We start from the raw sequence: 19145 nt of genomic DNA, 5'->3' as shown, positions 1-19145 counted from the left end.
GATGGATGGCGGCCCTCCGGGCCGCCATTGTTCAGTCCAACTGCTCGATCACCCCACCCGCCTTGAGCTGCACCAACTGCTCCGCCGACAACCCCAGCCGCTCACCAAGCACTTCATCGGTATGCTGCCCCAACATCGGCGCGGGCCTTACATACTCCACCGGCGTGCCGGACATCTTGATCGGGCTGCCGACCATGGCGAACTCCGGATTCCTGGGATGCGGGATCTTCACCATCAACCCACGGGCAATCACCTGAGGCTCTTCCAGGGATTGCGCGATGTTATTGATCGCCCCCACCGGCACCTTCGACGCGTGAATGCTCGCCACCCACTCGTCCGCCGTACGCCCCAGAAAGTGCGCTGACAACAGCTCGACAATCTCCGCCCGATGCGCAACCCGATCGGCATTACGCCGAAAGCGCGGGTCCTCCGGCAGGTGCGGCAAGCCTATGCTGTGGCACAGCGCAATAAACTGGCTGTCGTTGCCGCAGGCAATAATGAAGTCGCGGTCTGCCGCACGGAACACCTGGTACGGCACGATGTTGGCGTGGGCGTTGCCATACCGCTCCGGCACTTTGCCCGAGGCCAGGTAGTTCATGCTCTGGTTGGCCAGGGTTGCGACCTGTACGTCCAGTAGCGCCATGTCGATGTGTTGGCCGACACCGGTGCGTTCGCGGCTGAGCAGTGCGGCCTGGATGGCGACGGTGGAATACAGGCCGGTCATCAGGTCGGAAAACGCCACGCCGACTTTTTGCGGGCCGCCGCCGGGCAGGTCGTCGCGTTCGCCGGTGATGCTCATCAGGCCGCCGATGCCCTGGATGATGAAGTCGTAGCCGGGCTCTTCGGCACGCGGGCCGGTCTGGCCGAAGCCGGTGATGGAGCAATACACCAGCCGCGGATTGATCTCGGCCAGGGTCGCGTAATCCAGGCCATAACGCGCCAGGGAGCCGGCCTTGTAGTTTTCGATCAGTACGTCGGAGCTGGCCGCCAGGGCTCGCACCAGTTCCTGGCCTTCAGAGGTGGCGAGGTCGATGGCCACGGATAATTTGCCGCGGTTGGTGGACTGGTAATAAGACGCTTGCCCGGACGACTCGCCAGTGTCGGTCTTCATCCACGGCGGGCCCCAACCACGGGTGTCGTCACCGCTTTGCGGCCGTTCGATCTTGATCACTTCGGCGCCGAGGTCGGCCAATACCTGGCCACACCAGGGCCCGGCCAATACCCGGCTTAAATCCAGCACCCGCAAACCTGTCAATGCACCCATTATTCTTGTCCTGTGATGAATCGAAATCAGCCGACTGCCGGCTCTTCATGACGCAGGGAAATCCCCAGCACTGCACGCCGCCGCAGCCAGGGGCTGGGGCGATAACGTGGGTCGTGGGTGAGTTCACTCATGCGCTGCAAAATCGTGAGGATGCGCCGTGGCCCAAGGGCATCGCCCCAGGCCAGCGGACCCTGCGGGTAACCCAGGCCGAGTTGTACGGCCTGGTCGATGTCGTCGACGCTGGCGATGCGCTGCTGGGCGATGTCGCAGGCCAGGTTGACCACCATCGCCAAGGTGCGCTGGGCGACGAAGCCGACGCTATCGCTGATCACCGTCACGCCCACCCCGTCACTGGCGAGCAGCGCGTGGGCGGCGTCGCGGGAGGCGGTGGAGGTCAGCGGGTTTTGCATCAGGGTGCGATGGCGTGACAGGTCAGTCAGCAGGTCGATGCACAGGGTGCGCGCCGGGTCGGTGTGGAAGCGTTCGCTGGCCGAGGTGGCATCAAGGCCGTAAGGCGCCAGCAAGCACAACGCTTCAGGCGAAGGCTGCGCCGCGCTTTCAAGGTGCGCGCCCAACTCGATCACCAAGGCGCTCAGGCGCTCGTAGTCGTCGGCGTTTTCGGTGGCGATCCATACCGGCGGCAACGGCTTCACTGAAGGCACCGGCTGCGGCTGCGGGCCGTCGACCACCTGGCCATTGTCATAACGGTAGAAGCCCTGCCCGCTCTTGCGACCCAGGCGTCCGCCCGCCAGCATCTGACGGGTCAGGGGCGACGGTTTGTAGCGCGCTTCTTGATAGAACTGGTTGTAGATCGACTCCATCACCGGGTGGGAAACGTCGAGACCGGTGAGGTCCAGCAATTCCAGCGGGCCCATGCGAAAGCCTGCACCTTCACGCAGGATACGGTCGATATCGCCGCGCTCGGCAATGCCTTCATCGAGCATTTTCAAGGCTTCGGTACCGTAGGCACGGCCGGCGTGGTTGACGATAAAGCCCGGGGTGTCCTTGGCACGCACACCGCGATGGCCGGTGCGGGCCACGAAGGCCAGCAGGTCGTCGCCGACCTTCGGCGCAGTGGCCAGGCCGTCGATCACTTCGACAACGCGCATCAACGGCACCGGGTTGAAGAAGTGCAGACCGGCGACCCGCTCAGGGTGTTGGCAGCCGGTGGCGATGGCCGTGACCGACAGCGACGAGGTGTTGGTGGCGAGGATGCAACCCGCGCTGACCACGCCTTCCAACTGCTGCAACAGGCCGCGCTTGGCGTCGAGGTTTTCGACGATGGCTTCCACCACCAGGTCGCAGTCGTGCAGCGCCTCAACCGTGGCGGCGACGTGCAGGTTCTCCAACGCGGCGTCCATCGCCGCCTGGGTGATCTTGCCCTTGGCGGCCAGCTTCGAGAGTGTGGCGCCGAGATTATCCCGAGCGGTTTGCGCGGCACCATTGCGGGCATCGAACAAGCGCACCAACACGCCCGCCTGGGCGGCAATCTGTGCAATCCCGGCGCCCATCACGCCGGTGCCGACCAGGCCCATGATCTTGATTGAATCAGCCATTGTCATTCCCCCAGGTAGTTCGCGGTGCGTTTTTCGAAGAACGCCGCGGCGCCCTCCTTCTGGTCTGCCGAGTCGAACAGCAGTTGAAAGGCCTTGCGCTCCAATACCAGCGCGCTTTCCAGCGGCAGGTCGGCGCCGGCGAGCATCACTTCCTTGATCTGCTCCACCGCCAGCGGCGGCAACGCAGCGATCTGCGCGGCCAGTTCCAAGGCGCGAGGGATAGTCTGGTCATCCGCTACCACTTCGCTGAGCATGCCCATGGCGAGGGCTTCCGGCGCCTTGACCATGCAGCCGGTCAACGCGATGCGCATGGCCTGGAACTTACCCACGGCACGCACCAGGCGCTGGGTGCCACCGGCGCCCGGCATCAGGCCCAACTTGACCTCGGGTTGAGCGAACCGCGCCGACTCTCCGGCGACGATCAGGTCGCAATGCATGGCCAGCTCACAACCGCCCCCCAGGGCAAAACCGTTCACCGCAGCGATCACCGGCTTCGGGCAGCGGCTGATGGCTTCCCACAAATACTCGGTGTGCCGGCGGTACATCTCGATCGGCGTGGCGCTGGCGAACTCCTTGATGTCGGCACCGGCCACGAAGAACTGATCGCCGCCGGTGAGCACGATGGCGCGCACATCACGTCGCTTGGCCAGGGCACGAAAATGCTCGGCCAGTTCTTCGCGAACCTGGGCGTTCAAGGCGTTTTTTACTTCGGGACGGTGGATGCGTACCACGGCAACGCCATTGTCCTGGACGTCGAGGTGCACTACGGGTTGGTCGAGGCTGGCCACAAATTCTCCTGCTGCAATGTTCTTGTTCGTTCGGATATCGCCAGTTTCGCTATGCGAAACAACATTCCGTATTTAGCGATAATCATAAGGACCGAGTCGCCGTGATGTAAACGTAAAAACCTGAGCCACCCATAAATCGGGCTATAACTCGTTGTTTAGACGAGTTTTATTAAACAAAAAGACAATCAACCGCGAAGTTGATTAGTTTCGCTGTGCGGAATACAATTTTGTTTTGTTGATTTTCTAAAAAAAGGGGGACTAACATGCGCCGTCGAAACCTGGACCCGAACACAACAGAAACACCGGCCGGCAACCACGCGTTCGAGCACTTGCTGATCGATCCGATGAATGCCGACGAGGAAGAAGACAAGGACCGCCAGTTCGTCACCGCCCTGGCCCGAGGCCTGGAATTGCTGCGTTGCTTCACCCCCAGCGAAAGCGTGCTGGGTAACCAGGAGCTGGCGCGCAAGACCGGGCTGCCAAAGCCGACGATTACACGGATGACTCATACGCTGACCCGCTTGGGGTATCTCAAGCACCTGCCGCAGTCGGGCCGGTATCAGCTGGATGTAGGGGTGATGGCGTTCGGTTACGCGATGCTGTCGAACCTGTCGGTGCGGGCTGTGGCCCATCCGCTGATGGAGACGATGGCCAAGTACGCCCAGGCCGCTGTGGCCATGGCCACCCGCGACCGTTTGGACATGGTGTACCTGGACGTGGTCCAGGGCGAAGCCAACATGACCATGCGCCGCCAGGTCGGTACACGGTTGCCGTTGCACTTGAGTTCCGCAGGCCGCGCCTGCCTGGCAGCGATGCCGGAAAACGAGCGGGAATTTATCCTCGACCATATCCGCCAGCGTCACCTGGAGGACTGGCCGGGCATCAGGAAGGGCCTGGAACGTGCCTTCCGGGATTACACCGATTTCGGCTACTGCATGTCGATCGGTGAGTGGCACCGCGATGTAAACGCCATCGCCGTACCGCTGTTGCATGCACAACATGGGCTGCTGACGTTCAACTGTGGCGGACCGAGTTTTCACCTTTCCCGGGAGAAACTCGAGGACGACATCGGGCCCCGTCTCAAGCACATGGTGAACAACATCGAGGCCGCTGCCCGCTAGACAGATCGGTGCAAGGCCTCGGCAGATTGACGACAACAGGCCCGCCGAACGGGCCGCTGAGGAATGCACATGATCCGAGACCCCGAAACGCTTCATCTGTTGCTGGAAACCCTCCAGCAGTTCGTCAACGAAGCGCTGATCCCACGGGAAAACGAACTGGCCGAGACCGATGACGTCCCGGCGGATATCGTCAGCCAGTTCCGCGAGTTGGGCCTGTTCGGCCTGACCCTGCCCGAAGCCTACGGCGGCCTCGGGCTGACCATGGAAGAAGAGGTCAATGTAGCCTTTGAACTGGGCCGAACCTCTCCGGCATTCCGCTCCTACTTCGGCACCAACAACGGCATCGGTTCCATCGGCATCCTGCTGGACGGCACCGAGGCGCAGAAGCAGCACTACCTGCCGAAACTGGCCAGCGGCGAGTTGCTCAGCTCGTTCTGCCTGACCGAACCGGACTCCGGCTCCGACGCCGCCTCGCTGAAAACCACGGCGGTGCGCGACGGTGACCACTATGTCATCAACGGCACCAAGCGCTTTATCACCAACGCCCCCCACGCCGGGATCTACACCGTGATGGCCCGCACCAACCCGGACATCAAGGGCTCGGGCGGCATCAGTGCGTTTATCGTCGAGCGCAACACGCCGGGCCTGTCCCTGGGCAAGCGTGACCACAAGATGGGCCAGAAAGGCGCCCACACCTGCGACGTGATTTTCGACAACGTGCGCGTGCCGGCCGACCAGTTGATCGGCGGCGTCGAAGGCGTGGGGTTCAAGACCGCGATGAAGGTGCTCGACAAGGGTCGCCTGCACATCGCCGCCGTCAGCGTCGGGGCTGCCGAACGCATGCTCAACGATGCCCTGAATTACGCCCTGGAACGCAAACAGTTTGGCCAGCCGATTGCCGAGTTCCAACTGATCCAGGCGATGCTCGCCGACAGCAAGGCCGAGATCTACGCCGCCCGTTGCATGGTGGTGGACGCTGCGCGCAAGCGTGACGAAGGCCTGAACATCGGCACCGAAGCGTCCTGCTCGAAGATGTTCGCCACGGAAATGTGCGGCCGCGTGGCCGACCGTTGCGTGCAGATTCACGGCGGTGCCGGGTATGTGAGCGAGTACGCCATCGAGCGGTTCTATCGCGATGTGCGCTTGTTCCGGCTGTATGAAGGCACCACGCAGATCCAGCAATTGGTGATCGCCCGCAACATGATTCGCGAGGCCAAGCACTGAACCCCAGAAACAACACAGAACCCGTGTGGGAGCTGGCTTGCCTGCGATGCAGACAACTCGGTCTGGCAGTAACACCGCAGCGATGCTATCGCAGGCAAGCCAGCTCCCACAGTGACCGTGTTCCAACCGTATTACCGCAACACCCATAACTTGTGCCCTAACAACTACAACAAGGTATCGCTATGGAAGTCGCCGCTTCGGCGGGTGCGTTGTCGCCCGCGAAAAACAACCTGTGGATCATCGTCTTCATCTTCTGCTTCCTCGGCCTGCTGATCGACGGTGCCGACTTGATGCTGCTGTCCTACAGCCTCAGCAGCCTCAAGGCCGAGTTTGGCCTGACCAGCGTCGAAGCCGGCAGCCTGGGTAGCTTCACCCTGGCCGGGATGGCCATCGGCGGGATTTACGGGGGTTGGGCCTGTGACCGTTTTGGCCGGGTGAAAACCGTGGTCTGGAGCATCGTGCTGTTCTCCGCCGGCACCGCGATCCTGGGCATGACCCACAGCTATTGGCAGTTCGCGAGCACGCGCTTCTTCGCCTCTCTTGGGTTGGGCGCGCTGTATGTCGCGTGCAATACGCTGATGGCCGAGTACGTGCCGACCCGCTATCGCACCACCGTGCTCGGCACCCTGCAGGCCGGCTGGTCGGTGGGCTACATCGTCGCCACCTTGCTCGCCGGCTGGATTCTGCCGAACCACGGCTGGCGCTGGTTGTTCTACGTTGCGATCATCCCGGTGATCCTCGCCGTGCTGATGCAACGCCTGGTGCCGGAGCCCCAAGCCTGGATCAAGGCCCAGGCCGAACGCGCCCGGGAAAAGGCCGAAGGCATCAAGCGCGTCTCGGCGAAGAAGCCCGACGGCATGTTCAAGCTGATCTTCAGCGACCCGAAAGCCAGCCGCATGTTTGTCCTCTGGGCGCTGACCGCAGGCTTCCTGCAGTTTGGCTACTACGGCGTCAATAACTGGATGCCGTCGTACCTGGAAGGCGAGTTGGGGATGAACTTCAAGTCGATGACCAGCTACATGGTCGGTACCTACGCGGCGATGATATTCGGCAAAATCCTCGCCGGGCTCGCGGCAGACCGCCTGGGCCGGCGCCTGGTGTTCGCCGTCGGCGCGCTGGGCACGGCGATTTTCCTGCCGGTGATCGTGCTGTTCCAGAGCCCGGACAACATCTTGTGGATGCTGATTGTGTTCGGGTTCCTGTACGGCATTCCCTACGGCGTGAATGCGACCTACATGACCGAAAGCTTCGAGGCGAAATTTCGCGGCTCGGCAGTGGGCGGGGCCTACAACATTGGCCGAATTGGCGCAGCGGTGGCACCGGCAGCCATTGGCTTCCTGGCGTCCCATGGCTCGATCGGCGTCGGATTTCTGGTGATGGGCGGCGCGTACTTTATCTGCGGAGTGATTCCAGCGCTGTTTATCCGCGACAAGCAGTTTGACCCGCAAAAACAATAAGCCCCACGCCGGGGCCCGCAGCGACGCGGGCCCGGCTATAAGACGTGCGGCAGTTATAACCCCCGACAAACCGGGCTAGACTATACGTCAGTCCTACGGAACTGAAGGAACAGTACGACGCTCTCACCCAGCCTGTAAGACAGTTTTGTGCTTAGGGGCTCATACGCTTATGAAAACACCGACCCAGACCAACGCAATTGACTTCGACAGCGCCAAATTGCAACGCCTGGGCTTTGGTCAGCCGTCCCTTCTTACACGACGCCCTGCCACGGTTGAGCAACTTCGCCAGCAACTGGGCATGCAATTGCAAACCAGCCTGGAGCCGGAGCACATCCTTGCGCTGTTCTTCCGCGAAATCCAACGCCTGGTGCCGCTGGACGCCCTGCAATACCGTCACGAAGCCAGCGACCTGCGCCTGGAGTACGGCCACCGCGGCCATCATTCGGTGAGCTATGCCCTCAGCCACGAAGGCGAGCACCTCGGCGAACTGGTGTTTCGGCGCAACCAACGCTTTCTCGAAGACGAACTGGCCAACCTGGAGTCGCTGCTGGCCACCCTGCTCTACCCGATGCGCAACGCCCTGCTCTACCGGGCGGCGACCCGCAGCGCCCTGCGCGACCCGCTGACCGAAACCGGTAACCGCATCGCCATGGACCAGACCCTGCAGCGGGAAATCGACATGGCCCGCCGGCACCTGCAGCCGCTGTCCTTGCTGATGCTGGACATCGACCACTTCAAGCACATCAACGACACCCACGGCCATGCTACGGGCGACAAGGTGCTCAAGGCCGTTGCGGCCTCGATCAAAAGCCAGTTGCGCAATGTGGACATGGTGTTTCGGTTTGGCGGGGAAGAGTTTCTGATCCTGCTGTCCAACACCGGCCGGGACGCGGCGTCGATGGTCGGTGAGCGCCTGCGCCACGCGGCACAGGCCCAGGATTACTGGGCGGACGATGAACGTATCGAATTGACCGTGAGCCTGGGCTGCTCGACCTTGCTGGCCGGAGAGTCCGCCGAGAGCGTGCTGCGCCGGGCGGACAACGCCTTGTATGTGGCCAAGCGTGAAGGCCGCAACCGCCTGGCAATGGCGGGGTAACCGCTTTACTTCACAGCGGCCCCGCCATCACAGGGTTCAGGCTTCGCTGGCAACCAGGGTGGGTTGTTTACGGGGGGTGGCCACCGACTTTTCCAACTGCATGCAGCGTTCCAGGAACAGGTACATGTAGTCGTAGCTCTTGCACACCGCTTGACGCAGCTCTACCTGCAGTTCCTTGGTCGGGTTCATGCCGGCCAGGGTACAGATGATTTCCAGCGCTTCCCACGGGTGAGCGTCATCGTACTGGGCATGCATCTTCAGCCACTTCATGGCGCGCTTGCGGTCTTCCTCAGGGAAAGCCGCGGCATAGACGCCGGTGGAACACACCACGGCGGACCACTCCCCAGTGGCCCCCTCGATGGCGTAGTTGGTGGCGGCAATCGCGACAATCAGCGAATCGGCCGAGCTGGTGTGCCAGCACCAATGGCTGAGTGCATGCAGCTCCGGCGGCACTTCCTGTGCCTGCAACTCTTCCAGGCTGACGCCATGGGCGCGGGCCCAATGCACCCAATAATCGGCGTGGTTGAGTTCCACGCGAATATTGCGCATCAGCCAGCGGCGCGCCATGTCCTCCCCAGGATGGCGGGCAAATTTGGTCTTGGTGAGGTTCTGTGCCATGTACAACGCAAACTGTTCAACCACTGGCCAGCCACCAATCAGATAGTGGCGCATGGTCTTGGCGCTGAGCTTGTTATCGCGCATGCGCTGGTACAGTTCGTGTTCGACAACTCGGCGCTTGCTCTCGCTACAGGCCTGGATCAGCTGTTGTGCCCAGGCGGGGTAACTCGAGGCTTCCATAAGCGGGCCGGTTCTGTTGAATGTGTCGATCACTGTCGGGCTCCTTTTGATTTGTGATATGTACAGACCAGCAAATGTTTCATCGGAACGTGCCAGGCGCCTTGAATAACAGAGGCTGCGGTCGCACAGGTCGACACTGCAAACTATCAAAGGTAAACAACTGCGGTCGCTCGATCAGGTATCCCTGAGCATAGTCGACCCCGATCTCAAGCAAGGCTTGTTCGATCTGGGGTGTCTCGACAAATTCGGCAATCGTGCGCTTACCCATGACATGACCGATGTGATTGATCACTTCGACCATAGCGCGGTTAATCGGGTCGTCCAGCATATCCTTTACGAAACTTCCATCGATCTTCAAGAAGTCTACAGGTAAATGTTTAAGATATGCGAACGAGGACATCCCGGCGCAGAAGTCATCAAGGGAGAAATAGCACCCTAACTCTTTGAGCTCGTTGATAAAACGAATTGCACTACCCAAATTCGCGATAGCGCTGGTTTCTGTAATTTCAAAACAAATCATTTCCGGTGGAATGCCATAGGCGCTGAACTGCTCACGCAGGAACCCGAGAAAGTCCTCGTCGCCGATGGTAATGCCTGACAGATTGATCGCACACATGGCCATGGGCCGGCCCGGGCGCTCACGCATGCAGCCCGCGACGATCTTGAACACGTTCTCCACCACCCAGCGGTCCAGGGATGTCATCAAACCGTAACGCTCGGCCGCCGGGATAAAACTGTCCGGCAGGATGATCCGCCCCGCCTCGTCATGCAGGCGCAGCAGGATTTCGATATGCCCGTCGCCCTGCTCCGTATGCCCCAGGGGCGCGATTTCCTGGGCGTACAGGCAAAAACGGTTCTCTTCCAGGGCCATATGCAAGCGCTGCACCCAGGCCATCTCGCCAAAGCGCAGGGACAATTCCGAGTCATCGGCGTGATACACCTGCACCCGGTTGCGGCCCTTTTCCTTGGCCATGTAGCACGCCATGTCGGCGGCCCGCAGCGAGGTTTCCAGGGTGGTCGGGGCTTGCGTGATGTGCACCAGGCCGATACTCACGGTGGTGACAAACGGCCTGCCCTTCCACACAAAATGCAGGCTCTGCACGGTATGGCGCAGGCTCTCGGCGATTTTTTCCGCCACCGGCGCCGGGCAATTCTCCAACAGGATGCCGAACTCATCGCCCCCCAGACGGGCCAGGGTGTCGCCTTCGCGCAGGTCCGATTGCAGCAGCGCGCAGATATGCCGCAACAACTCATCCCCCGCGGCATGCCCACAGGTGTCGTTAACCAGCTTGAACTGATCCAGATCGAGGAACATCAAGGCATGACGCCCGCTTTGCTGGCGCCCGACGTTGTGCAGCACCTGCTCCAGGCGGAACTCAAACTCGCGCCGGTTGGCCAGGCCGGTCAAGGCGTCGTGGGTCGCCTGCCAGGACAGGTTGGCGATGTATTGGCGCTCCTGGGTCATGTCGTGTAGCACCAGCACTGCGCCGACGACTTTGCCTGCACTGCGGATCGGCGCCCCCACCAGGGTGACGGACACCGTGGTGCCGTCCACGCGCTGGATCAACTTGGAATGCTCGCTGCCCCCGCCGAGCTGGCCGCTCAATATGCGCTCGATCAAGGTAAAACCGTCGGCCTGGGCATTTTCATCCAGCAGGTTGAACAGCGCTGCCAGTGGCAGCCCCTGGGCCTGGGCGCCTTTCCAGTGGGTCAGGGCTTCGGCGGCCGGGTTCATATAGGCAATGGCGCCGTCGACATCGGTGGTGATCACCCCGTCGCCAATCGACTCCAGGGTAATCTGCGCCCGCTCCTTCTCTAACTGAAGCGCGTCGGCAAACGCGTGTCGCTGGGCGAGCAGCTTGTGGGTGCGCAGCAGCGCCAGCACGATCAAGCCCAGCGCCGTGGCCAGGTTGGTCACCAGCAGCAAGCGCAGAATCACCCTAGAGCCTTCGCCCAGAGCATCACTGAAGGCTTTGGCGGCCGGCGTCACCCCGTCGTTGATGGCGAATATCCGCTCCTTCCAGGCGTGCACGTCGGCGCTGCTGACCTGATTGGCCAGGATTGCCCGATGCATCTCCTGGGCCAGGTCGTCCAGTTGCACCAGATAGGCATCGCCCACGGTCCACAGCTCGATGGCCTTTTCGAGGTAACTGAAATGGCGAAAGTTGAGGTACAGCCAGATCAGGCTGGAAACGTCGTCGCGGTGGTTGCCGCCCTTGAGGATACCCGCGCGCGCGGCAGTCAAGTCCGGGGTCGGGCGGTCGAGGGCCACCCGCAGTTCATGCCCGCCCTGAGGCACGGCAATCGCGTTCTGGTATTTGAGGAAGGTGGCTTCGTCGCGGTTGTCGGCGTACAGCGTCAGGTAAAAGATCGCGTCCTTCTGGCCCTTGGACCACAGGCTTTCGCCCGCCACATAACCGCGCACCGCCGAGAGCACGTAGAGACTGACGCAGCCTAACAATGCCTGGAACAGTACGACGGCGATAAAAGGCCACACAATGCCCAATAACCGAGGGGTTCCGAGAGTCTGCTTTTGCTTCATGAGGTCCCTTGCACATGCACAACTAAAATACGCACGCGAGTGAAAACCGCTCCTGATAGCTCAGCGTAGGCTAAATCACCGCACTTGTTGCAAGTGTCCGTAAAGTTTGGCGTACAGGCCACCGTCAGCAATCAACTGCTGATGGTCGCCATCTTCGGCAATATGCCCGCCATCAAACACCAATACCCGATCCGCCTGTTTCACCGCCGACAGCCTGTGGGCGATGATCAAGGTGGTACGGCCACTGAGAAACCGCGCCAGCGCCTGGTGCAGGTTGTATTCGGTTGCCGCATCCAGGGCCGAGGTGGCTTCGTCGAGTATTACCACTTTTGGCTCCGCCAGCACCATCCGTGCAATAGCCAGGCGCTGCCGCTGCCCGCCGGAGAAGCGTACGCCGGAGCGCCCGACCACACTGTCCAGGCCCAACGGCAGCGCCCTGACAGTCGCATCCAGCTGGGCAATTTCCAACGCCTGCCAGCACGCCTGGTCGCTGCGTTCACGGCCCATGGTCAGGTTGGCGCGCACCGTGTCGTTGAACAGCGCCGGATGCTGCAGGACCACGGAGACATTCTCGCGAATCGTCTCCAGGCCGATTTCCTGTTGGGTCAAGCCACCAAAACGGATGCTGCCCGCCTGCGGCGTATACAGCCCCAGCAACAGTTGCACCAGGGTACTTTTGCCGCCGCCACTGGCGCCGACAATCGCGACTTTTTCACCTGGGGCAATGTTCAGGTTCAACTGGTCGAGCACCAGTTCTTCGCCGTAGCCGAAATTCAGGCCACGCACCTCGATGCCCACCGTCTCACGCCCGGTAAACGGATCGGCACCGCCCGCGTATTGCGGTTCATCGGCGCGGGCCAGCAGTTCGTTAATCCGTGTCAGCGCCCCGCCCGCCGCGTAGTAGGCATATTGCAGGTTCAGCAGTTGCTCCACCGGGCTGATCATGAACCACAGGTAACTGAACACCGCGAGCATCTGGCCGATAGACAGGTCGGAAAACAGCACCGTCAGCATCGCCGCCGCGCGGAAGATGTCGATACCGAACTGGAACAGCAAGCCACTGGCGCGGCTGGAGGCGTCGCTTTTCCACTGGGAATTGACGGCAAAGTCCCGTACTTCCTGGGCGCGCTGGCCCAGGCGCCCAAGGAAAAAGCCCTGGCGGTTGCCGGCGCGCACTTCCTGGATCGCATCGAGGGTTTCGGTGAGGGCCTGGGTGAACCGCGAGGTGCTGTCGTTTTCCAGCTTCTTCAGGTGCTTGACCCGTTTGCCCAACTGCACCGTGGCGTAGATCACCAGCGGGTTGAACAGCAGGATCAACAGCGCCAGCTTCCAGTGCATCCACATCAGGATCCCGGACGTGCCCACCAGCGTGAGCATCGCCACCAGGAATCGGCTGAGGGTTTCACCGACGAATTTGTCCACCGTGTCCAGGTCGGTGACCAGGTGCGTGGTCACCGTACCGCTGCCCAGGCTTTCGTATTCACTGAGGGAAATGCGCTTGAGGCGCTCAATCAGCCGTACGCGAATGCGATAGACAATGTCCTTGGCCAGCCGCGCAAACAACCGCGCCTGCAACACGTTGAACACCAGAGCGCCGCAACGCAACAGCAAGGTCACCAGCAGCATCAGGCCGATATAGCCGGCGGCCTTCTGCCAACCCAGGGGCAACGCGTGATTCATCACTTTCAGTGCCGCATCGCCGTGGCCCAGCAGTACTTCGTCCACCAGCAACGGCAACAACAACGGGATCGGCACGCTGCACAGGGTCGCCAGCACGGCGACTCCATTGGCGATCCACAGGGATTTCTTGTGATGCAGGGCCAGGCGGCGGACTTCCGCCCAGGTCAGCCGGTCGACGCGTTTGGGTTGCTCAACGGGATCGGGCTGATCATGCACAGGCAGCTCGCTCCAGCCAACGACTCAGCAGCGGCGACAACTCGGACAGCGGCTGATAGCCGTTGGTCAGCAGCGCCAACTGCCCATTACGCTCCGCCAGCAAGGTCGGGAAACCGGCGATGCCCAAATCCTGAACCCAGGTGAAATCCGCCGCGGTGGCCGCGTGCTGATCGGCCCGGTCGAAGGCTTCGGCGAATTCGATACGCGGCACGCCGGCGGTTTCAGCCAATTCCACCAATACATCGGCGCGGGTCACGTCGCGACCTTCAACGTAGAACGCCTGCTGGATCAGGCCCAGCAGTTTCCACGCGCAATCCGGCGCCAGGCTGCGAGCAGTGACCACGGCACGGCAAGCCGGCTCGGTGTCGTAGACAAAGCCATCAGGCAATGCGCCTTCACGCTTGAACGGCTGGCCGGTGGCTTCAGTCACGGCCTGCCAATGCTCAAGAATGTAGCGTCGGGTAGTCGGCTCCAGCGCCGCGCCACTGCCGGTGCGCAGACCGCCCACCACCAGGTGCAGCTCCACGCCTGCGGCCTGGGCCTGCTCAACCAGCGCCTTGGCCACTGGAGCGAACCCCCAGCACCATGAACACATCGGATCCATTACATAGAGCAGGCGCGCGGACATGGCTCAGGCCTCGGAGGATGGGGATTGCTTGTAGTTGTAGCCAATCGGGTGCGGCATATTGCGGGCCTTGGCCAGTTCAATCTGCTTCTGCCGATCGATCGCGCTGCGACGGGTCTTCTCTGAAAGCTTATCCCAGCAATGCGGGCAACTGATGCCGGCTACATAGTGTTCGGATGCACGGTCTTCGACGCTGACCGGTGTGCGGCAGGCATGACATTGATCGTAGTCGCCTTCGCTCAGGTCGTGGCGCACGGTGACGCGATTGTCGAACACAAAGCAGTCGCCCTGCCACTTGGTTTCTTCCTGCGGCACCTCTTCGAGGTACTTCAGGATGCCACCTTTGAGGTGGTACACCTCGTCAAAACCCTCGCTGAGCATATAGCTCGAGGCTTTTTCGCAACGAATGCCGCCGGTGCAGAACATGGCGACTTTCTTGTGCTTGGCCGGGTCGAAGTTGGCTTTGATGTAGTCGGGAAATTCGCGGAAGCTAGTGGTTTTCGGGTCGATCGCGCCTTCAAAGGTGCCGATGGACACTTCGTAGTCGTTGCGGGTATCGATCAGCAGTACTTCAGGGTCGCTGATCAGCGCATTCCAGTCCTGCGGGTTGACGTAGGTGCCGACTTTTTTGTTCGGGTCGACGCCTTCGACGCCCAGGGTCACGATCTCTTTCTTGAGCTTGACCTTCGTGCGGTAAAACGGCTGCTCGTCGCAGTACGACTCTTTGTGGTCGATGTCGTCCATGCGCGGGTCGTTCTTGAGCCAGGCCATCAAGCCATCAATGCCTTCGCGGCTACCGGAAACGGTGCCGTTGATGCCTTCTTCGGCGATCAGCAAGGTGCCCTTGATGCCGTTATCGACCATCGCCTGCAGCAGTGGCTCGCGCAGGGCGACGTAATCTTCGAGGGTGACGAACTTATACAGTGCCGCCACGACAATCGGTTGAGTCATGGGTGTTCTCTCCAGGTGGCTACCCTCGTAAAGGGTGAACCGGATGCAAAAAAAACGCGCCGACTAAGCGGCGCGTTGCGGATTCTATCAGGGATAAACCGTTAACTGTAGGAGCGAGCTTGCTCGCGAAGGACGTCAACGTTGACGCGGAACACCTGAAACCCAACGGCGCTCTCAGGTTTTTCGCGAGCGAGCTCGCTCCTACAGGGGAGTTCAGTCGATACCCATCAATGTCCGCCGGCGCAGGTCGGCGAGGCCGGGGCTGCGTCGATTTTCGCCCATTCTTCAGGCGTATAGGTATGCAGCGCCAACGCATGGAATTCGCTCATCAGGTCACCCAGGGTGGCATAGACCTTCTGGTGGCGCTTGACGCGGTTGAGCCCCTCGAACTGCTGGCTGACCAGCACGGCCTTGAAGTGGGTCTGCAACCCACGGCTGTGCATATGGCTTTCATCCAGCACGCTCAAGTGTTCCGGGCTCAGGGCGACGAGTGCCGATTCGATACGCTGTTGCATGGTCATTCCTGTTTACTTCTTCTTGGCCGGGGCTGGGGCTTTTGGCGTCAGCTCGTTGGTCATGTCTTCCAGCAGCTTGTTCACCACCGGTACCGCGCTTTCCAGCTTGGCCTGGGTCATCTGGGCCGATTGCTGGGTCAGCTGAGGCATTTTTTCCAGGACTTTCTTGCCCAGAGGCGACTGGTAGAACGCAACCAGGTCCTTGAGCTCGGATTCGCTGAAGTTACTGGTGTACAGCTTGATCATGTCCGGCTTGAGCTTGTTCCAGCCGATCGCCTGGTCCAGGGCGGTGTTGGCCTTGGCCTGGTAGGTGTCCAGAACGGTTTGCTTGGAAGCAGGCGCCTTGGTCTGCTCGAAACGCTGGGCGAACATTTGTTGCACTTGCATGTACACCGGGGTACCCAGCTTGTCGGCATGGGCCAGGGTAAGGAAGGCTTCGGCACTGGCGTTGTGGCTGGCGGTATCGGCAAAAACCTGGCCGCTGGCACATACCAGAGCAACCGCGGTACAGATGGCACGAAGACGAGTCATCGAGTTTCCTTTTCTAGCAGGCGAGGTAAGACCCCAAGGGCGCCCATTCTGCGCCTAAAAAACGCCGCGGCTCAACCCCACGCCTTATGGGGCCTGGTTTTGCGGGGCGGAATCCGATGAAAAGTCTTTTAAGGGAACCCCACCGGACGATCACAGCCTAAACTGCGCAAACGAACCTGAAGGAGTGTGCCCGATGAGCCGTATCGAAACCGACAGCCTGGGAGAAGTGCAAGTCCCGGATGACGCTTACTGGGGTGCGCAGACCCAACGCTCGCTGGTGAACTTCGCCATCGGCGACCAGCGCATGCCCCTGGCTGTGTTGCACGCCTTGGCCCTGATCAAGAAAGCTGCGGCCCGGGTCAACGACCGCAATGGCGACCTGCCCGCCGACATCGCTCGGCTGATCGAACAGGCCGCCGACGAAGTGCTCGCCGGCGAACACGACGACCAGTTCCCCCTGGTGGTGTGGCAGACCGGCAGCGGCACCCAGAGCAACATGAACGCCAACGAAGTGATCGCCGGCCGTGCCAACGAGCTGGCGGGCAAACCCCGTGGCGGCAAGAGCCCGGTTCACCCCAATGATCACGTGAACCGCTCCCAGAGCTCCAACGACTGCTTCCCCACCGCCATGAGCATCGCCGCCGTGCAGGCGGTCACTGAGAAGCTGTTGCCAGCCATCCGTGAACTGTCCGGCGGTTTGGCAGAGTTGTCGGCGCGCCACATGAAGCTGGTGAAAACCGGCCGCACCCACATGATGGACGCCACGCCGATCACCTTCGGCCAGGAAGTCTCGGCATTCATAGCGCAACTGGATTACGCCGAACGGGCCATCCGCAGCGCCCTGCCCGCCGTGTGTGAGCTGGCCCAGGGCGGTACTGCCGTCGGCACCGGACTCAATTCACCCCACGGTTTTGGCGAGGCGATTGCCTCGGAATTGGCCGCGCTGTCAGGCCTGCCGTTTGTCACCGCGCCGAACAAATTTGCCGCGTTGTCAGGCCATGAGCCGTTGACCACCTTGCACGGCGCACTGAAAACCCTGGCCGTGGCGCTGATGAAAATCGCCAACGACCTGCGGCTGCTGGGCTCCGGCCCGCGTGCCGGGTTGGCGGAAGTGAAGTTGCCGGCGAATGAACCGGGCAGCTCGATCATGCCCGGCAAGGTCAACCCGACCCAGTGCGAAGCGCTGTCGATGCTGGCCTGCCAGGTGCTGGGCAACGACGTGACCATCGGTTTCGCCGCCAGCCAGGGCCATTTGCAGTTGAACGTGTACAAGCCGGTGATCATCCACAACCTGCTGGAGTCGATCCGCCTGCTGGCTGACGGTTGCAGCAACTTCCAGGAGCACTGCATCGCCGGCCTCGTACCCGACGCCGAACAAATGGCCGCGCACCTTGAGCGTGGCCTGATGCTGGTGACTGCGCTGAACCCGCACATTGGCTACGACAAGTCCGCCGAGATCGCCAAGAAGGCCTATGCCGAAGGGCTGACCTTACGGGAGGCGGCGCTCAAGCTGGGCTACCTCACGGATGAAGAGTTCGACCAGTGGGTGCGTCCGGAAAACATGCTGGAAGCCGGTCATTAAGACGCCAACCGTGCACGCCGGGCCCTGAGCCCGGCGAACAACGACGGCGCCAACGCCACGGTGGCGGAACCCAGCACCACCAGCACGGCCCCGCCGTAGCCGAGGGCGTTGATGTCTTCGGCGTGCACGTAGTCGGGCCACATCCACGCCGCCACGGCCACCGCGACGAAGGTCACCAATGGCGTCAGCGCCAGGGTGGCGCTGACGCGCGAGGCTTCCCAGTGGGCCAGGGCTTCGGCGAATGCGCCGTAGGCAATCAGCGTATTGAAGCAGCAGGCCAGCAGCAGCCAGCCTTGCAGCGGGCTCAGTTGCAGCGCTTCCATCGGGTGCGCCCAGGGTGTCAGCAAGAGCGCGCAGCACAGGTAGATCACCATCATCACCTGCAACGAATTCCACACGGTCAACAACTGCTTCTGGCCCAAGGCGTAGAAGGTCCAGATGGTGGTGGCCAGGAGGATCGTCAGTACGCCGGCGGTGTAGCTGCCCAGGGAGGTCAGCAGTTCGGTCAGGCGTTGGTTGAAGAACAGGCCGAAGCCGGTGATCAGCACCAGCAGGCCCACGCCCTGGCCGAGGCTGAAGCGTTCCTTGAACACGAAGACGCTGGCGATCATCAGGAAGATCGGGCCCACCTGCACCACCAATTGTGCGGTGCCGGGGCTTAGCAGTTTCAGGCCCACGAGGTAGAGCACGTAGTTGCCCATCAGGCCGCACACGGCGATTGCTACCAGCCAGCCGCCTTTGGGGCCAAGGGAGCGCCAACTGGGCAGGCGTCTGACTGCCGCGAGGTAGACGAACAGGCAACTGCCGGAGACCACCAAGCGAAACCAGGTGACGGTGACGGGGTCCATCACCTGCAAGACCTGTTTGAGTTTGATCGGCAGAATGCCCCAGAGCAGCGCGGTCAGCAGGGCCAGGGATAAACCGTAGACCCAACGGCCTGATGAGATGTGCATGAATGCCCCGAATGCCTGAGGTGGAGGAGGTGCATTCTAGGGGGACGCGGGGGGTGGGTGTATATCCGTTTTTTGGGTGATGGCTTGTATTGGTTCCGCTCTTACAGCGGGTCACCTTTGAAAGGAGCCCAAAAGTAACCAAAAGGCTCTTGCCCCACCACTCGGCTCCTCGCCTTGGCTCGGAGTGCCCTCACTCCGGCTTTGGACCGTGGGCCGCCGTCATGGGCCATCCTTGGCCCAGGACGG

General features: G+C 61.5%; 16 protein-coding genes. 5 read left to right on the top strand and 11 right to left on the bottom strand.

What is annotated here, in order from left to right:
• Nucleotides 1–31: 31 nt before the first annotated feature.
• Genes K0H47_RS07600 through K0H47_RS07590 form a run of 3 tightly spaced genes read right to left on the bottom strand, consistent with a single transcriptional unit; the run spans nucleotide 32 to nucleotide 3608 of the window.
• Nucleotides 32–1264: a CaiB/BaiF CoA-transferase family protein gene (locus K0H47_RS07600; RefSeq protein ID WP_177072222.1), complete on the bottom strand. Its 1233-nt coding sequence runs from the start codon at nucleotides 1262–1264 to the stop codon at nucleotides 32–34.
• A 26-nt stretch (nucleotides 1265–1290) separates the two neighbouring features.
• Nucleotides 1291–2820 carry a 3-hydroxyacyl-CoA dehydrogenase gene (locus tag K0H47_RS07595; protein ID WP_177072223.1) on the bottom strand — a complete coding sequence of 510 codons (1530 nt, stop codon included), beginning with the start codon at nucleotides 2818–2820 and terminating at the stop codon, nucleotides 1291–1293.
• 2 nt (nucleotides 2821–2822) lie between these two features.
• A complete protein-coding gene (locus K0H47_RS07590; protein WP_063031938.1) occupies nucleotides 2823–3608 on the bottom strand; it encodes an enoyl-CoA hydratase in 786 nt (261 codons plus the stop codon).
• A gap of 263 nt (nucleotides 3609–3871) precedes the next feature.
• Between K0H47_RS07590 and K0H47_RS07585 the strand changes: the two genes are divergently transcribed.
• The 4 genes from K0H47_RS07585 to K0H47_RS07570 all read left to right on the top strand — a co-directional run bounded on the left by K0H47_RS07585 (nucleotide 3872) and on the right by K0H47_RS07570 (nucleotide 8506).
• Complete coding sequence (locus K0H47_RS07585; protein ID WP_093199956.1) at nucleotides 3872–4729, top strand: IclR family transcriptional regulator; 858 nt, start codon at nucleotides 3872–3874, stop codon at nucleotides 4727–4729.
• A 69-nt stretch (nucleotides 4730–4798) separates the two neighbouring features.
• Entirely contained in the window at nucleotides 4799–5953 is a 1155-nt protein-coding gene (locus K0H47_RS07580; RefSeq protein WP_063031942.1) for an acyl-CoA dehydrogenase family protein, read from the top strand.
• Between the two features lie 182 nt (nucleotides 5954–6135).
• Entirely contained in the window at nucleotides 6136–7410 is a 1275-nt protein-coding gene (locus tag K0H47_RS07575; RefSeq protein ID WP_017476201.1) for an MFS transporter, read from the top strand.
• 169 nt (nucleotides 7411–7579) lie between these two features.
• A complete protein-coding gene (locus tag K0H47_RS07570) occupies nucleotides 7580–8506 on the top strand; it encodes a GGDEF domain-containing protein (RefSeq protein ID WP_063031944.1) in 927 nt (308 codons plus the stop codon).
• A gap of 36 nt (nucleotides 8507–8542) precedes the next feature.
• Here the strand turns inward: K0H47_RS07570 and K0H47_RS07565 are convergent, their stop codons facing one another.
• From K0H47_RS07565 to K0H47_RS07535, 7 genes are all read right to left on the bottom strand, one after another.
• Nucleotides 8543–9304 carry a TenA family transcriptional regulator gene (locus K0H47_RS07565; protein ID WP_207198463.1) on the bottom strand — a complete coding sequence of 254 codons (762 nt, stop codon included), beginning with the start codon at nucleotides 9302–9304 and terminating at the stop codon, nucleotides 8543–8545.
• Between the two features lie 79 nt (nucleotides 9305–9383).
• Nucleotides 9384–11846: an EAL domain-containing protein gene (locus K0H47_RS07560; RefSeq protein WP_093199965.1), complete on the bottom strand. Its 2463-nt coding sequence runs from the start codon at nucleotides 11844–11846 to the stop codon at nucleotides 9384–9386.
• Between the two features lie 75 nt (nucleotides 11847–11921).
• Nucleotides 11922–13742 carry an ABC transporter ATP-binding protein gene (locus tag K0H47_RS07555; protein ID WP_017476197.1) on the bottom strand — a complete coding sequence of 607 codons (1821 nt, stop codon included), beginning with the start codon at nucleotides 13740–13742 and terminating at the stop codon, nucleotides 11922–11924.
• Complete coding sequence (locus K0H47_RS07550) at nucleotides 13735–14370, bottom strand: DsbA family protein (protein ID WP_026077813.1); 636 nt, start codon at nucleotides 14368–14370, stop codon at nucleotides 13735–13737. Before K0H47_RS07550 ends, K0H47_RS07555 begins: the two co-directional genes overlap by 8 nt.
• A 3-nt stretch (nucleotides 14371–14373) precedes the next feature.
• Entirely contained in the window at nucleotides 14374–15318 is a 945-nt protein-coding gene (locus tag K0H47_RS07545) for a rhodanese-related sulfurtransferase (protein WP_010176008.1), read from the bottom strand.
• 227 nt (nucleotides 15319–15545) lie between these two features.
• Complete coding sequence (locus tag K0H47_RS07540; RefSeq protein WP_003216739.1) at nucleotides 15546–15839, bottom strand: BolA family transcriptional regulator; 294 nt, start codon at nucleotides 15837–15839, stop codon at nucleotides 15546–15548.
• A gap of 6 nt (nucleotides 15840–15845) precedes the next feature.
• Nucleotides 15846–16364 (bottom strand): DUF2059 domain-containing protein, encoded by a 519-nt coding sequence (locus K0H47_RS07535; RefSeq protein ID WP_017476194.1) that lies wholly within the window; start codon nucleotides 16362–16364, stop codon nucleotides 15846–15848.
• A gap of 193 nt (nucleotides 16365–16557) precedes the next feature.
• Here K0H47_RS07535 and K0H47_RS07530 point away from each other — a divergent pair, with 193 nt between their 5' ends.
• Nucleotides 16558–17946 (top strand): class II fumarate hydratase, encoded by a 1389-nt coding sequence (locus K0H47_RS07530; protein WP_219272305.1) that lies wholly within the window; start codon nucleotides 16558–16560, stop codon nucleotides 17944–17946.
• Here K0H47_RS07530 and K0H47_RS07525 read toward each other — a convergent pair.
• Nucleotides 17943–18899, bottom strand: coding sequence for a DMT family transporter (locus K0H47_RS07525; RefSeq protein WP_219272303.1), 957 nt, complete (start codon nucleotides 18897–18899; stop codon nucleotides 17943–17945). The two genes, K0H47_RS07530 and K0H47_RS07525, sit on opposite strands and share 4 nt — an antisense overlap.
• Nucleotides 18900–19145 lie beyond the last annotated feature (246 nt).

This window comes from Pseudomonas sp. Xaverov 83 (assembly GCF_019352905.1).
GTDB classification, from domain to species: Bacteria; Pseudomonadota; Gammaproteobacteria; order Pseudomonadales; family Pseudomonadaceae; genus Aquipseudomonas; species Aquipseudomonas yamanorum.
This window is presented reverse-complemented; position numbering and strand designations above follow the sequence as displayed.

Excerpts from the sequence above, each read along its gene's own strand:
- K0H47_RS07600 (WP_177072222.1), bottom strand. The coding sequence starts at position 1,264 with ATGGGTGCATTGACAGGTTTGCGGGTGCTGGATTTAAGCCGGGTATTG.
- K0H47_RS07595 (WP_177072223.1), bottom strand. The coding sequence starts at position 2,820 with ATGGCTGATTCAATCAAGATCATGGGCCTGGTCGGCACCGGCGTGATG.
- K0H47_RS07585 (WP_093199956.1), top strand. The coding sequence starts at position 3,872 with ATGCGCCGTCGAAACCTGGACCCGAACACAACAGAAACACCGGCCGGC.
- K0H47_RS07580 (WP_063031942.1), top strand. The coding sequence starts at position 4,799 with ATGATCCGAGACCCCGAAACGCTTCATCTGTTGCTGGAAACCCTCCAG.
- K0H47_RS07575 (WP_017476201.1), top strand. The coding sequence starts at position 6,136 with ATGGAAGTCGCCGCTTCGGCGGGTGCGTTGTCGCCCGCGAAAAACAAC.
- K0H47_RS07570 (WP_063031944.1), top strand. The coding sequence starts at position 7,580 with ATGAAAACACCGACCCAGACCAACGCAATTGACTTCGACAGCGCCAAA.
- K0H47_RS07565 (WP_207198463.1), bottom strand. The coding sequence starts at position 9,304 with ATGGAAGCCTCGAGTTACCCCGCCTGGGCACAACAGCTGATCCAGGCC.
- K0H47_RS07560 (WP_093199965.1), bottom strand. The coding sequence starts at position 11,846 with ATGAAGCAAAAGCAGACTCTCGGAACCCCTCGGTTATTGGGCATTGTG.
- K0H47_RS07550 (WP_026077813.1), bottom strand. The coding sequence starts at position 14,370 with ATGTCCGCGCGCCTGCTCTATGTAATGGATCCGATGTGTTCATGGTGC.
- K0H47_RS07545 (WP_010176008.1), bottom strand. The coding sequence starts at position 15,318 with ATGACTCAACCGATTGTCGTGGCGGCACTGTATAAGTTCGTCACCCTC.
- K0H47_RS07540 (WP_003216739.1), bottom strand. The coding sequence starts at position 15,839 with ATGACCATGCAACAGCGTATCGAATCGGCACTCGTCGCCCTGAGCCCG.
- K0H47_RS07535 (WP_017476194.1), bottom strand. The coding sequence starts at position 16,364 with ATGACTCGTCTTCGTGCCATCTGTACCGCGGTTGCTCTGGTATGTGCC.
- K0H47_RS07530 (WP_219272305.1), top strand. The coding sequence starts at position 16,558 with ATGAGCCGTATCGAAACCGACAGCCTGGGAGAAGTGCAAGTCCCGGAT.
- K0H47_RS07525 (WP_219272303.1), bottom strand. The coding sequence starts at position 18,899 with ATGCACATCTCATCAGGCCGTTGGGTCTACGGTTTATCCCTGGCCCTG.